The organism is Jannaschia marina, assembly GCF_013404595.1.
Lineage (GTDB): Bacteria > Pseudomonadota > Alphaproteobacteria > Rhodobacterales > Rhodobacteraceae > Jannaschia > Jannaschia marina.
The window spans coordinates 127,743-140,599 of sequence record NZ_JABVAX010000003.1 but is presented as its reverse complement, the minus strand read 5'-3'; the positions used below and the strand labels follow the sequence as shown (position 1 = coordinate 140,599).

Annotated in this window: 18 protein-coding genes and 1 tRNA gene; 11 read left to right on the top strand and 8 right to left on the bottom strand. The window is 69.4% G+C overall.

Annotated elements, in window-relative coordinates; all coding sequences use genetic code 11:
• Positions 1-145 precede the first annotated feature (145 nt).
• From HSX43_RS07065 to HSX43_RS07055, 3 genes are all read right to left on the bottom strand, one after another.
• The gene (locus HSX43_RS07065; RefSeq protein WP_235962551.1) at positions 146-643 is read right to left on the bottom strand and encodes a MarR family winged helix-turn-helix transcriptional regulator; all 498 of its coding nucleotides are present in this window, start codon (positions 641-643) and stop codon (positions 146-148) included.
• Between the two features lie 90 nt (positions 644-733).
• A complete protein-coding gene (locus HSX43_RS07060; protein ID WP_235962550.1) occupies positions 734-1,006 on the bottom strand; it encodes an FAD assembly factor SdhE in 273 nt (90 codons plus the stop codon).
• Positions 1,003-1,383 carry a helix-turn-helix domain-containing protein gene (locus HSX43_RS07055; RefSeq protein ID WP_179379408.1) on the bottom strand — a complete coding sequence of 127 codons (381 nt, stop codon included), beginning with the start codon at positions 1,381-1,383 and terminating at the stop codon, positions 1,003-1,005. Before HSX43_RS07055 ends, HSX43_RS07060 begins: the two co-directional genes overlap by 4 nt.
• A gap of 76 nt (positions 1,384-1,459) precedes the next feature.
• Here HSX43_RS07055 and HSX43_RS07050 point away from each other — a divergent pair, with 76 nt between their 5' ends.
• The 8 genes from HSX43_RS07050 to HSX43_RS07015 all read left to right on the top strand — a co-directional run bounded on the left by HSX43_RS07050 (position 1,460) and on the right by HSX43_RS07015 (position 7,519).
• On the top strand, positions 1,460-2,662 hold the full coding sequence (locus HSX43_RS07050; protein ID WP_179379407.1) for a pyridoxal phosphate-dependent aminotransferase: 1,203 nt from the start codon (positions 1,460-1,462) through the stop codon (positions 2,660-2,662).
• A complete protein-coding gene (locus HSX43_RS07045; protein ID WP_179379406.1) occupies positions 2,659-3,402 on the top strand; it encodes a DUF4344 domain-containing metallopeptidase in 744 nt (247 codons plus the stop codon). Before HSX43_RS07050 ends, HSX43_RS07045 begins: the two co-directional genes overlap by 4 nt.
• A complete protein-coding gene (locus HSX43_RS07040; protein WP_179379405.1) occupies positions 3,399-3,800 on the top strand; it encodes a hypothetical protein in 402 nt (133 codons plus the stop codon). The genes HSX43_RS07045 and HSX43_RS07040 overlap by 4 nt, the downstream gene beginning before the upstream one ends.
• A gap of 37 nt (positions 3,801-3,837) precedes the next feature.
• A complete protein-coding gene (locus HSX43_RS07035) occupies positions 3,838-4,254 on the top strand; it encodes an NUDIX hydrolase (protein ID WP_179379404.1) in 417 nt (138 codons plus the stop codon).
• 49 nt (positions 4,255-4,303) lie between these two features.
• Positions 4,304-5,086 carry an exodeoxyribonuclease III gene (gene xth / locus HSX43_RS07030; protein WP_179379403.1) on the top strand — a complete coding sequence of 261 codons (783 nt, stop codon included), beginning with the start codon at positions 4,304-4,306 and terminating at the stop codon, positions 5,084-5,086.
• A 66-nt stretch (positions 5,087-5,152) separates the two neighbouring features.
• On the top strand, positions 5,153-6,196 hold the full coding sequence (locus HSX43_RS07025) for an aldo/keto reductase (protein ID WP_179379402.1): 1,044 nt from the start codon (positions 5,153-5,155) through the stop codon (positions 6,194-6,196).
• Positions 6,197-6,198: 2 nt separating this feature from the next.
• Entirely contained in the window at positions 6,199-6,642 is a 444-nt protein-coding gene (locus HSX43_RS07020) for a GNAT family N-acetyltransferase (protein WP_179379401.1), read from the top strand.
• Between the two features lies 1 nt (position 6,643).
• Positions 6,644-7,519, top strand: coding sequence for a hypothetical protein (locus tag HSX43_RS07015; RefSeq protein ID WP_179379400.1), 876 nt, complete (start codon positions 6,644-6,646; stop codon positions 7,517-7,519).
• A gap of 6 nt (positions 7,520-7,525) precedes the next feature.
• Here HSX43_RS07015 and HSX43_RS07010 read toward each other — a convergent pair whose 3' ends face one another.
• The 3 genes from HSX43_RS07010 to HSX43_RS07000 all read right to left on the bottom strand — a co-directional run bounded on the left by HSX43_RS07010 (position 7,526) and on the right by HSX43_RS07000 (position 9,467).
• Positions 7,526-7,981 carry a DUF1499 domain-containing protein gene (locus tag HSX43_RS07010; protein ID WP_179379399.1) on the bottom strand — a complete coding sequence of 152 codons (456 nt, stop codon included), beginning with the start codon at positions 7,979-7,981 and terminating at the stop codon, positions 7,526-7,528.
• A gap of 41 nt (positions 7,982-8,022) precedes the next feature.
• Positions 8,023-9,252: a glycerate kinase type-2 family protein gene (locus HSX43_RS07005; protein WP_235962549.1), complete on the bottom strand. Its 1,230-nt coding sequence runs from the start codon at positions 9,250-9,252 to the stop codon at positions 8,023-8,025.
• 130 nt (positions 9,253-9,382) lie between these two features.
• Positions 9,383-9,467: transfer RNA gene (locus HSX43_RS07000), tRNA-Leu, on the bottom strand.
• A gap of 131 nt (positions 9,468-9,598) precedes the next feature.
• Here HSX43_RS07000 and HSX43_RS06995 point away from each other — a divergent pair.
• The gene (locus HSX43_RS06995; protein ID WP_179379398.1) at positions 9,599-10,108 is read left to right on the top strand and encodes a Hint domain-containing protein; all 510 of its coding nucleotides are present in this window, start codon (positions 9,599-9,601) and stop codon (positions 10,106-10,108) included.
• Positions 10,109-10,321: 213 nt separating this feature from the next.
• Complete coding sequence (locus tag HSX43_RS06990; RefSeq protein WP_179379397.1) at positions 10,322-10,819, top strand: Hint domain-containing protein; 498 nt, start codon at positions 10,322-10,324, stop codon at positions 10,817-10,819.
• Here HSX43_RS06990 and HSX43_RS19595 read toward each other — a convergent pair.
• Both HSX43_RS19595 and HSX43_RS19590 read right to left on the bottom strand, forming a co-directional pair.
• Positions 10,816-11,673, bottom strand: coding sequence for an NAD(P)H-hydrate dehydratase (locus HSX43_RS19595; protein WP_328795154.1), 858 nt, complete (start codon positions 11,671-11,673; stop codon positions 10,816-10,818). The genes HSX43_RS06990 and HSX43_RS19595 overlap by 4 nt on opposite strands.
• Positions 11,670-12,338 carry an NAD(P)H-hydrate epimerase gene (locus tag HSX43_RS19590; protein WP_235962548.1) on the bottom strand — a complete coding sequence of 223 codons (669 nt, stop codon included), beginning with the start codon at positions 12,336-12,338 and terminating at the stop codon, positions 11,670-11,672. The genes HSX43_RS19595 and HSX43_RS19590 overlap by 4 nt, the downstream gene beginning before the upstream one ends.
• A 156-nt stretch (positions 12,339-12,494) precedes the next feature.
• Here HSX43_RS19590 and HSX43_RS06980 point away from each other — a divergent pair, with 156 nt between their 5' ends.
• Positions 12,495-12,833, top strand: coding sequence for a P-II family nitrogen regulator (locus HSX43_RS06980; RefSeq protein ID WP_179379715.1), 339 nt, complete (start codon positions 12,495-12,497; stop codon positions 12,831-12,833).
• Positions 12,834-12,857: the final 24 nt, after the last annotated feature.

Here is a 12,857-nt window from a genome sequence, read left to right as displayed (position 1 = left end):
TGAAGGGCCGACGGGATGACGGCCCATATGCAAAAACCCCGCCCCGGGGGGCTGGGTGAAATCGCAAGCTCTCTATGTGCGGGGGGGCCGGGGCGCAAGCCGATTTGACCGCCCGGCGGCAGGTGCGGCCCGCGCCCTGCGCGCGTCAGTAGATGTAGCGGATCTGGTCGGCCCAGTAACGCTCGACCCGGCGCAGCGTGCCCACGATCTCGACCAGGCCCGCGTCGGAGAGAACGCCGGTATGGCGGATTCCTTCCGCGTGGCGCAGGAAGAGCGTCTCGACCGCGTCTCGCACCTCGCGCCCCTTGGCCGTCAGGCGCACGCGGACGGCGCGACGGTCGATCTCGCAGCGCTGATGGTGCATGTAGCCCATCTCGACGAGCTTCTTGAGATTGTAGCTGACGTTGGAGCCCTGATAGTAGCCGCGGCTCTTCAATTCGCCCGCCGTCACCTCGTTGTCGCCGACGTTGAACAGCAAAAGCCCCTGAACCGCGTTGATCTCCAGGATGCCGACGCGCTCGAACTCGTCCTTGATGACGTCGAGCAGCAGGCGATGCAGCCGCTCCACCAGGGTCAGCGCATCGAGGTAGCCGGACATGAAGTCGGGCTGGTTGCGCGGCTTGAAATTCTCGAGGCGACTCATGCGGCAGGATCTCATGCTGGGTCTGGGACTGCCTCGGTCTTCTCACCCAAATCCTGACATTTCGTTAAAACGCCGGAAATTCGCCACAGATTAGCCGCGAATACCTGCGGCCCGCTCCCCGAGCTCGGCCACGAGGGGCGCGAAACGCGGGGGCGGAGCCGCCGCGCCCGTCACCCAAGCATAGAGATCGTGGTCGTTCTCGCCCAGCAGCGCCTCGAAGACCGAAAGCGCGTCCTCGTCCATCGTGGCAAGTTCGGCGTCGGCGTAGCCGCCCAGGATCAGGTCCATTTCCTTGATCCCGCGCCGCCATGCCCGGATCTTCAGGCGCTTTCGGCGGACTTCGGTCCCCTCTGCGGCGCTCAAGCCTCTTCTCCCGCCGTGGCCCTCAGCCGCGCCTCGAGGAGACGCAGGCGCTCGGCGATCTCGACCGCGTCGCGGCGCAGACGCTCGACGTCCGCCAAGAGATCGCCGTCGATGGCACTTGCCACCGTTTCGACGGGCCCGTCGCCGACGCCGGTCAGAAGCCAGGCCAGCGAGACGTTCGTCATGCCCGCGAGGGTCGAGACCCGGTTGGCGCGCGGCTCGGCGCGGTCCTCCTCCCAGGCGCGGATCGTGCGCGGCTTGACGCCGAGCCGCCGCGCCAGTTCCGTCACATCAAGGCCCGCGGCCTCCCGCGCGCCGGTCAGGCGGTCGCCGAAGGTCGTCGCTTCGGGGTCGAACCATTCGCTGTCGGTGGGCATTGCAGGCGCTCCTTGATCGTGGATTGCCCGCACCCTAGGAAGTTGCAGACCCGTTGCAAACCCGGAGACCGACCCAATGGCGTTCCTGTCCGACACCCTGGCCCGCGTGAAACCCTCGCCGACGATCGCCGTGACGAACAAGGCACGCGAACTGAAGGCGGCGGGCCGCGACGTGATCGGCCTCGGTGCCGGGGAGCCGGACTTCGACACGCCACAGAACATCAAGGACGCGGGGGCCCGCGCCATCGTGGAGGGCAAGACCAAGTACACCGCCGTCGACGGCATCCCCGAGCTGAAGGAGGCGATCTGCCGCAAGTTCAAGCGCGACAACGGGCTCGATTATCGGCCCGCGCAGGTCACCGTCTCGGGCGGCGGCAAGCAGGTACTCTACAATGCGCTCGTCGCGACGCTGAACCCCGGCGACGAGGTCATCATCCCCGCACCCTACTGGGTCAGCTATCCCGACATGGTGCTGCTGGCCGGGGGGGAGCCCGTGACCGTGGCCGCCGGGATCGAGACGAATTTCAAGATCACGGCCGAGGCGCTGGAAGCCGCGATCACGCCCAAGACGAAGTGGCTCATCTTCAACTCGCCGTCGAACCCGACGGGCGCGGCCTATTCGGCCGACGAGCTGAAGGCGCTGACCGACGTGCTCCTGCGTCATCCGCAGGTCTGGATCCTGACCGATGACATGTACGAACACCTCGTCTTCGACAACTTCGTCTTCGCCACCCCGGCGCAGGTGGAGCCCGCGCTCTATGGCCGCACGCTGACGATGAACGGCGTCTCCAAGGCCTATTCCATGACGGGCTGGCGCATCGGCTATGCCGCCGGCCCGGAGGAGCTGATCGCGGCGATGCGCAAGGTGCAGTCGCAGTCGACGTCGAACCCCTGCTCGATCAGCCAGTATGCCGCCGTCGAGGCGCTCGACGGCACGCAGGAGTTCATCCGTCCGAACCAGGCGCTCTTCAAGGGGCGGCGCGACCTCGTGGTCGGTGGGCTCAACGCCTGCCCCGGCATCACCTGTCCGAAGCCCGAGGGCGCGTTCTACGTCTACCCCTCGATCGCCGGCTGTATCGGCAAGACGAGCTCCGGCGGCGTGGAGATCACCGACGACGAGACCTTCGCGACCGCGCTTCTGGAGGAGGAAGGTGTGGCCGTCGTCTTCGGCGCGGCCTTCGGCCTCAGCCCGCACTTCCGGGTGAGCTATGCCACCTCGGAGGAGGCACTGACCGAAGCCTGCACCCGCATCAAGCGGTTCTGCGAGGGGCTGGTGTGAGAGCGTCGATCGGTGCCTTCGGCGTCCTGGCCGTTCTGGGCGCCCCCATCGCCGCCGAGGAGACGCCCGACGTCGAGGCCTTCGTCGAGGGCAACGTGCTTTCGATCTTCTACCATGAACTCGGTCATGCCCTGATCCACATCGAGGAAGTGCCGATCTTCGCCCAGGAAGAAGACGCCGCGGACGTCTTCGCAGTCATCCTTGCGGAAGCGGCCTGGGCCCAGGAAACGGCGCTGGACCTCGCCTACGACTTTGCGCTCCTCTTCGAGGACGACGCAATCGTACGGGCCGAGAACGGCGAGGGACCGTCGTGGTGGAGCACGCACGGCCCCGACGAGCAGCGGTTCTACAATACGGTCTGCCTGTTCTACGGCGCGGACCCCGACAAACGGATCGACTACGCCGTCGACATGGGACTGCCCGAGGAGAGGGCGGACTTCTGCCCCGAGGAGTTCGATCAGGCGCGGGCGGCCTGGGGCGGCGTCCTCGACGTGGCGATGGAGCGGGGCCCCGGAGATACGCTGCGCCTGCAGCCCGACCCGCCGGGCCGGATCGGCGCGGTCCTGACCGAAGAGGTCACGGCACTCAACGAAATGCTGCAACTCGCCGCTCCGCTCGACATCCGGGTCGAGAACTGCGGCGAAGCGAACGCGTTCTACGACCCGGGCGAGCGAACCGTCATTTTCTGCACGGAATACGAGACGAGCCTGATCGAAAGCGGACGGAGGATATACGAGTGACGAATGGCGGCCTTCCCCCCTATTACTTCCGCGTCAAGGACAACGGCGCTCTCGTGTTCCGCGTCGATGCGGAGAACCGGCAGCGGCGGTTGGAGCTCGATCAGATCGCGACGGTCAACATCAACAACGGTCAGGTGAAGCCGCAGGGCGACACGCTGCTGACCCCCGACGACGAGGCCGCGATCGCGGCGTGGATGGAGGCGCGGACGGCGGAACTCGCCGCGCGCGACGTCGACGACATTCTGCGCGCCGTCGATCACCTGAACCTGACGGCGCACTGGGCTCAGTCCCGCGCGACCGAGGACCAGCTCGACATGGTGACCGACCGCCTTCTGATGGCAATGCACGACCTGCGCACGGTGCTCGTGAAGAAGCGGGCCGACAAGCTGCTCGGGTGAACGTCGTCGCCGCTGTCCGCCCGAGGAGGAGCGCCGCATGACCGACCGACCGAAGCTCGGGGCGATCGCCGTCGTGCAGCGCGGCGATGCCGTCCTCCTCGTCCAGCGCGGCAAGGCTCCGAACGCCGGTCTCTGGGGGTTCCCCGGGGGCCACGTGGAACTCGGGGAGACCGCGCTCGAAGCCGCCGAGCGCGAACTGCTGGAGGAGACGGGCGTCGTGGCGCAAGCCGCAGGCTACCTGACGAATGTCGACGTGATCGAACACGACGAGGGCGGAGCCGTCCGCGTCCACTACCTCCTGGCGGCAGTGCGATGCACCTATGTGTCCGGGGCACCCGTCGCCGCCGACGACGCGGTGGATGCCCGCTGGGTGCCGGTGGCCGAGGTGCGCGCCGGTGGCCTGCCCTGCGCGCCGCGCGTGGCGCATGTTCTCGACGCGGTCGGCGCCCCGTGACAGGCCCGCGCCCCTGCCCTAGACCGGGGCCAAGACCGGAGGGCCGCCCATGAAGATCGCCACCTACAACATCAACGGCATCAAGGCCCGCTACGAGACGGTGGCGACCTGGCTCCGGGAGGACGCGCCCGACGTCGCCGTCCTGCAGGAGATCAAGTCCGTCGACGAGAATTTCCCCCGCGAGGTTGCCGAAGACGCGGGCTACGCGTTGCATACACACGGACAGAAGGGCTTCAACGGTGTCGCGCTCCTCTCGAAGACGCCCGTGGAGGACGTCACGCGCGGCCTGCCCGGTGACACGGACGACGAACAGGCACGCTACATAGAGGGCACTGTCATCGGCGAGAACGGTGCGGTGCGCGTCTGCGGTCTCTACCTGCCGAACGGAAACCCCGCGCCGGGGCCGAAGTACGACTACAAGCTCGCGTGGATGGCGCGACTGGAAGCGCGGGCGAAGGCGCTTCTGGCCGAGGAGACGCCCTTCCTGATGACGGGCGACTACAACGTGATCCCCGACGCCCGTGACGCGAAACGCCCCGAGGCCTGGGAAAAGGACGCGCTCGGCCTGCCCGAGACGCGGGCAGCCTGGCGGCGTCTCCTGAACCTCGGGCTGACCGAGGCCTTCCGGGCGCGCACGCAGGCAGCCGGACATTACTCCTTCTGGGACTATCAGGCGGGGGCCTGGAACCGGAACGACGGCATCCGCATCGACCACTTCCTCCTCTCGCCCGCCATCGCCGACCGGATGCGCGACTGCACGATCCAGTCGGAGATGCGCGGTCGCGACAAACCGTCGGATCACGTCCCGGTGTGGCTCGACCTCGATCTCTGAACGCCGCGGGCTGGACCTTCGGCGCGGGCACGCGCATCAACGCCGCATCTGACGAGAGGATGATCCATGCGCACCGTGCCCCTTGGCCGCCACGATACGATTTCCGAGATCATGCTCGGCACGATGACCTTCGGCACCCAGACGCCGGAGGCCGAGGCCCACACCCAGATGGACGTGGCCGCCGATGCCGGCGTGACCTGGCTCGACACCGCCGAGATGTACCCGGTGAATCCGGTGCGTGCGGAAACGCTGGGACTGACCGAGGAGATCGTCGGCAACTGGGGTGCCAAGGGCAACGCCGGGCGGCTCCGGATCGCGACGAAGCACTCCGGGGAGGGTTCGCACGCACGCGACGGCGCGCCGATCACCGGCGGGAGTATCCCGGAGGCGATCGAGGGATCGCTCAAACGCCTGAAGTCCGAGGTGATCGACCTCTATCAGTTTCACTGGCCGAACCGGGGCAGCTTCCAGTTCCGCAAGTACTGGAGCTACCGTCCGGAGGGGGAGCGCGCGGCCATCCTGCAGAACATGGCAGATTGCATGGGCGCGCTGGAGCGCGAGGTCGAGCGCGGTACGATCCGCGCATTCGGCCTCTCGAACGAGGGCACCTGGGGCATGGACCAGTGGCTGATGCTCGCCAGCGACGAGGAGGGCGACGACGGCCCGGCGCGGCCCGTCTCGATACAGAATGAATATTCGCTGCTCTTCCGGCTGGCCGATACGGACCTGACCGAGATGATGACCCACGAGAACGTCACCATGCTCGCCTTCTCGCCGCTCGCCACCGGCCTCGTCACCGGCAAATACCAGAACGGGGCCGTCCCCGACGGATCCCGCAAGGCGATCAACGGCGATCTCGGCGGGCGCTGGTCCGATCGGGTCGAGGACACGGTCGACGCCTATCTGCGGCTCGCCGCGGAACACGACATCGACCCGGTGCACATGGCGCTTGCGTGGCTGCAGACGCGGCCCTTCGCCTGCTCCGCGATCCTCGGCGCGACGACGGTGACGCAGCTCGAACACGGGCTCAAGGCGCAGGACATGGTGCTGTCCGACGAGCTGGTCGCGGCAATCGACGATCTGAACCGTGCGCATCCGCTGCCCTACTGATGATGCCGATCCGCCCTGCCAGGACCGGCGACGCGGCAGCCTGCGTGGCGATCCTCGCGGAGTGGATCGAAGCGACGCCCTGGATGCCGCGGCTGCACTCCGACGACGCGATGCTGACGTTCTGGCGCGGACGCCTGGCGGCCTGCCCGGGCTGGGTGGCGGAGGACGGGGAAGGCATCGCGGGATTCTGCCTACGCGACGAAACGGTCGTGACCGCGCTCTACGTCCGTGCCATGGCTCGCGGGCGCGGACACGGCCGGATGCTCCTCGCGGCGGCGATGGCGGGGCAGGAACGCGTCACGCTCTGGACGTTCCGCGCGAACATGCCGGCACGAACCTTCTACGCCACCGCCGGCTTCCGCGAGATCGCCCGCTCGGAGGGCGACAACGAGGAGGGGCTGTCCGACGTACGGCTCGCATGGGATGCGGACGAAAAAAGGACATGACGTGAAAGCCTGGGATCTCGAACTTTCGCCCACCGCGCGGCGCGACCACCCGGACGCGCTCGGCTGGTGCTTCGGCCTGCCACCCGGGATCGCGCCCGGCCAGTGGCCGCTCGACCCGAACACCGGCTATCCGATGCAGCACGGCTTCACCCTGCGACTGCCGGAGGGTTATGCCGCGCCGGGCAGCGACGTCCACGCGATCGCCTTCTTCGGCACCCCGGCAGATCAGAACGACGGCGGGCCGGTCATCACCCCGGGCGTCCGGGACGTCATCCTGTCGCCGGAGGCGACAGCGCCGGCCGACGCCGATCTGCGCGTCCTCTGGGAGCAGGCGCGCGGGGCGCATCCGCGCCTGCATCGAATGTGGGACATCCTCGACCTCGCCTGGGCCGTCGTGCCGCTCACGGAAGACGAGTTCGACGGCCCGCCCTGCCCCGTGCCGGAAACCCACGATCTGGCCATCCTGCGCGGGGTGCCGCGCCCCGGCTGGCTCGACGGGGGATCCGCTCTGGCGACATGGCGCTTCCACGGCGACTGGGCGCTGACGCGACCGGAGGCGGGGCGGCGCGTGACCCGCACGATCCTCGCCACCGCCCGGGCGAATGACCCGAACGCCGGCAAGAAGCCGGTGGCGAGCTGGGATGTGAACTCGGGCGGCTATGTCGACGCCTTTGACCCGGACACCTTCGAGATCCTCGATTGGGCCAAGGGGTTCGGACCGAACCATCTCGGCGGCACGATGATGCCGTCGCAAGGCATCCCCCCGGGGGTCGGCCCCGCCTACATCGAGTTCGGGGAGGATTTCGGCGGCTGGAACTTCGGCGGCGGCAACGCGCAGCTCGATCTGCGCAGCTACGCCTTCGACTGGGCACAGTAGGACGGCTCACTCCCCGACGGCGGCGAGCCAGCGTTCGACCCGGGCCTCGTTAACCCCGAGATCGGAATGGCCGAAGCGCGACCGGCTGTAGAGCCGCAGCGCCACGTCCTCGCCCGCGGCCGTCGCCGTGACCGAAATCGCATCGGGGTAGCCCATGAGCGGCGTCCGTTGAACGTAGGTGACGTGACCGTCTTGCGGGCTGCCGGCGAGCCGGGTCACGCCCTTCTCCGCCGTGGCAATCGCATCGAGCTGCGCCAACGCGGCCTCGGGCGTCGCGCCGGTCACGATCACCGGCGCGCGGTCGCCGCCCTCGGAGACGAGGTAGTCGTTGGGCTTGCCGCTGCGCGTCACCGTCGCGGGATCGACGTGCCAGGCCGTGGCGTCCATGGGCGCGAAGCGAACGTAGGCCGCGCCGGCGGCGGCACCGGCCACGGCAAGGAAGAGAAGGGAGCGGATAATCATGTCCGCAGACATAGCATCCGCCGCGCGGCTGTCAGCCCCCGTCAGCCGACGCGCAGGATCTGCAGGTCGGCGACATTGGTGCCCGTCCCGCCCGTCATCAGAAGGTCGCCCGCCGCCGCGAGCAATGGATAGCTGTCGTTGCGTGCAAGCGCCGCGTCGAGGTCGAAGCCCGCCGCCGCGATCCGCGCCAGCGTTCCGTCGTCGACCAGCGCCCCGGCGGCATCCGTGGGGCCGTCGCGCCCGTCGGTGCCGCCCGAGAGGAACGCCCAGGGCCGCCCCAATCCGTCAAGGGCGCGCGCCACGCGAAGGGCGAGCTCTTGGTTGCGGCCGCCGCGCCCGTCGCCGCGCAGCACCACGGTCGTCTCCCCGCCCCAGAGCGTGAGCGCCGGGCCATCGGCCGCGCGGCCCGCGACGCGCGCGGCCGCCTCGGCCACGTCGCCCTCCAGCGGGACGGGGTCGAGCGTGGCCCCGGGTGCCGCGGCCAGCATCGCCTCGGCCGAGAGCCGGTTCGAACCGATCAGCCGGGTCTCGACGGGAGGCACCGGCTCCGCCACGTCCCGTGCGAGCGCGCGACGGCAGCTTTCGGGGATGCGCCCCCAGAGGTCGGCGCGCTCCAGCACCGCGCGCGCCTGCAAGGGCGGTCCGAGGGGTGGCACCGTCGGGCCCGAGGCGATCGCGGCCAGATCGTCGCCCACGACATCGGAGAGGATGAGCGCCTGCATCGTCGCAGGCGCGCAGGTCCGGGCGAGGCCCCCGCCCTTCAGCCGACTGAGGTTCTGACGCACGAGGTTCATCGCCGTGACATCAAGACCGGCTCCCAGCAGCAAGCGCGAGACCTCGGCCTTTTCCTCGAGCGTGACGCCCGGTGCCGGTGCCACCGCCAGCGCAGAACCGCCGCCCGAGATGAGCGCGAGGCAGCGCTGCCCTTCGGTCAACCTCTCCACGGCATCGAGGACGGCTGTACCGGCCTCGGCGCTGCCGGCGTCGGGCACGGGATGACCACCGAGAATCACGCGTGCGCCGTCGAGTTCCGCTGCGTTCTCCGGGTTCGTGACCACGAGGCAGGGCGTGCCGGGGAAGCGCGTGAGCGCGGCGCGCGCCATGGCGATCGCCGCCTTGCCGAGAGCGACGATCAGATCGGGCGTGGTCACCTCAGGCAGCGCGTCGGTCACCGCCGCCGCCGGATCCGCCCGCCGCACACCGGCCTCGAAAATCTCGATCATGTCGTCGCGCATCCGGCCCTCCATCCCCTCGACGTCCAATGGCCCCATGACGCCGGGGAAGGTCAAGACCCGCCGGGCCGCTGCGCATCATCCTCGGGCGCGACCCGAGGATTTCCCGATCCGGACCAGCGCACGGGCCGGGTCAGGCCCGACCATGACGGTCGACGCGAGAAACCTGTGGTGCGGGTGAAGGGACTCGAACCCCCACGCCTTGCGGCGCCAGATCCTAAATCTGGTGCGTCTACCAGTTCCGCCACACCCGCACTGATGTCGCAGTAGCACCGGTCAATTCGACAGGAAAGGCCCAGAAGAGTCCCGCATCTTGCCCAGATCGTGCCCCAATTAACCATCAGGTAACTTTTACTGCCAAAGCCATACCGACAGGATCACTGCCATGACCGTCCAGCTCCGCCAGAATGCCGAAACCCTTGCGAAGACCGACGCCGCCGTCGTCGTCGCGCAAACGATCAAGGGCGGCATCGCCCGGGGCACCGTGATCCTGACCGCCCGGGGCGAAGTCCCCGTCGAACACCTGCGGGCCGGCGACCGCGTCATCACCCGCGAGCGCGGCATGTCCGTCCTCAAGGCCGTGACCGGCCTGACGGCCGCGGCCTGCTCCATCCGGACCGACAGCCTGGGCCTCGGCCGGCCCGAGCGCGACACGACCGTCGCCTGCGATCAGCACATCGCCGTGCGCGACTGGCGCGCCGAAGCGCTCTTCGATGCCGGTGCCGCCCTCGTCCCCGCCCGTCGCCTGGCCGACGGCAAGCAGATCGCGGCCTTCGGAGAGGCGGACTTCTTCCGCCTCGACTTCGGCACGCCGCTGACCGTCTACGCCAACGGCCTCGAAACGCCGGTCGGCCGCACCGAGGACGGCATCGTCGACATTTCGACGGCGGGCTGACGCCAACCCGATACGTTTCCCGACTGGCAGGTCGCGACGTCGACCCGGATGCAGGCGCGTCCGGGTCTTTTTCATGTCCGAATTGTGGCAACCCTCACCGGGGCGACACATCGAAGCCCGCCGATCGCCGGAGATGGCAGAAAAAGGCTGCACCGCGCGCGGGGCACGTCCTAGGCTCGAGGCATAACAAGCGAACAATCGCACGAGCAGCAGATGAATATCCTACCCCCCCCGCCGGCTCCGCTCGGCGTGCCGGTCCTGGCCGACCAGAGCCTGCGCCACGCCCTTCCGGCCGGCAGCCGCATCCTGACCGCCAAGGGCGAAGTGCCCGTCGAGAGCGTCGCGGCCGGCGACCGCGTCATCACGCGCGACCACGGCATGGCGGTCGTGCGCGAGGCGATCCGCGTCGACGCGCCGCGTGGCGCGCCGATGGTGCGCCTTCCGGCCCATGCGCTCGGGCGCGGACGTCCGGAGCGCGACGTCCTCCTGCCACGGGATCAACCGGTCGTCCTGCGCGACTGGCGCGCGAAGGCGATCTTCGGCGCGAAGGAGGCCCGCGTCGCGGCGCAGCGTCTCGTGGACGGTGCGATCATCCGGTCCGACGTCTCGGACGGAAGCGCCCTCTGGTGTCTGGTGCTCGACACGCCCTCGGCCCTCTACGTGGACGGGCTGGAGCTGGTCTCGGGCGCGCTCTCGGCGGTGCGCGTCTAGTCGGGCCGCAGAGCCCGCAGCACAGCCGGCAGCGCCTCGGGCAAGTCTTCGGCGATGAGCCCCGGGCCGACGCGAACCGCGGCCTCGACATGCAGCCAGACGCTCGCCACCGTCGCCTCGGCCGGGGTGCCTCCCCGTGCCAGCAGGCCGGCGATGAGACCGGCCAACACGTCCCCCGCGCCCGCCGTCGCGAGCCACGGCACGGCCCGGTCGCCGTCGGCCCGATGAAGCCAGGTCCGACCGTCGGGCTTGGCCACCGCCGTCTCCGCCCCCTTGAGCAGAACGACGCAGCCGGCCCGCTCCGCCGCATTCCGCACCGCCCGGGGCTTGTCGGTCTCCGCCTGCGCCGCGAGGTCGGGGAAGAGCCGGGCGAACTCGCCGCCATGCGGGGTCAGAACGCAGCGGTCGTGGAGCCCCGCGAAGGGGTCCGCCCGCCTGGAGAGGAGCGTCAGCGCGTCGGCGTCGAGGACCGCTGCACGCTTCGACGCCAACGCCACATCGAGGAGGCCCGCCGCCCTCTCGTCGAGCCCGAGCCCCGGCCCGAGGCAGAGCGCGTTGAACCGCCGGTCGTCGAGCAGCGCCAAAAGGTCGGCCCCGCCGTCGCAGCGGCGCAGCATCACCGCCGTCAGCTGCGTCGCGCACTCGAGGAGCGCGGAGCCGGGAGCGGCGCAGGTCACCAGCCCCGCCCCGATCCGCAGGCAGGCCCGCGCCGCCAGCCGCGCCGCCCCCGTGCGCCCGAAGCCGCCGGTCAGGACGAGCGCCGCGCCGTGGTCGAACTTGTGGCCCGACCCGGACTTCAGGACGGCTCGACGCAGATCATCCGGCAAGGTGCCTTCGAGGATCGTCGTCGTCACAGCCCGATGTCCACGACCCGGACCGTGCCGCAACGCCCGGGCCCCGCACCCTGCCGGTGACCGGGTTTCTCCGTATGGAAGGTCACGGTGAGATCGGCGGCGAGGAAGAACGGCTGAAGCTCCGCGCCCGTGTCCGCGTCGAGGCCGGTCGGGACGTCGATCGCCACCACCGGCGCGCGGCACCAGTTCCGCTCGTAGTAGACGCGATGCAGCATCGACGTCACCGCCTCCGGCAGCGCGCGGGTCTGGCCGATGCCGAAGATCGCATCGACCCAGAGGTCCGGGTGACGGGCGAGGCGCGCGTCGCGCGGGTCCTGCTGCGGCGGGAAAGGGTGCACCGGGCCGATGTCGCGCCAGCGATCGTGGTTCGTGCGCGCGTCGAGCGGCAGGCGGGCCGGATCGCCCCAGAGGAACGTCTCCACGTCCCATCCGCGCGCCGCCAGAAGGCGCGCGACGACGAACCCGTCGCCTCCGTTGTTGCCCGGCCCGCAGAGGACGACGGCGCGATGGGGCCCGTCGGCGAGGACGGGGTATTCCGAGAGAATCGCCTCGACCGCCCCCTGCCCCGCACGCTCCATCAGCGCCTCTCCGGTGACCGTGCCCGCGTCCATCGCACCGCGTTCGAGGGCGCGCATCTCGTCGCTCGTGAGAACGGGTTTCGACATATCTTCGCCAAACGCCTGTTTTTTAATCGCATCGCCCAAACATTGATCGCGTCGTCGGGATTCCACCGGCGCAACCCTGCCCCGCCGAGCCTATGCGATTGTCGCCCCGCGTCCAGACTGCGAAGCCGTCGGCAAGACTTCGGGAGGATCCTGCGCATGAAGAAGATCGAGGCCATCATCAAACCGTTCAAACTGGACGAGGTGAAGGAGGCCCTTCAGGACATGGGAATCCAGGGCCTGTCGGTGACCGAGGTCAAGGGTTTCGGCCGCCAGAAGGGCCACACCGAACTCTACCGCGGGGCCGAATACGTGGTCGACTTCCTGCCGAAGGTGAAGATCGAGGTCGTCCTCTCCGACGATCTGGTCGAGCCGGCGGTGGAGGCGATCATCGCCGCCGCGCGCACCGACAAGATCGGGGACGGCAAGATCTTCGTCTCCCCCGTCGAGCAGGCCATCCGCATCCGCACCGGCGAGACCGGCGACGACGCGATCTGACACCAGACACGAGATTACCAAGGG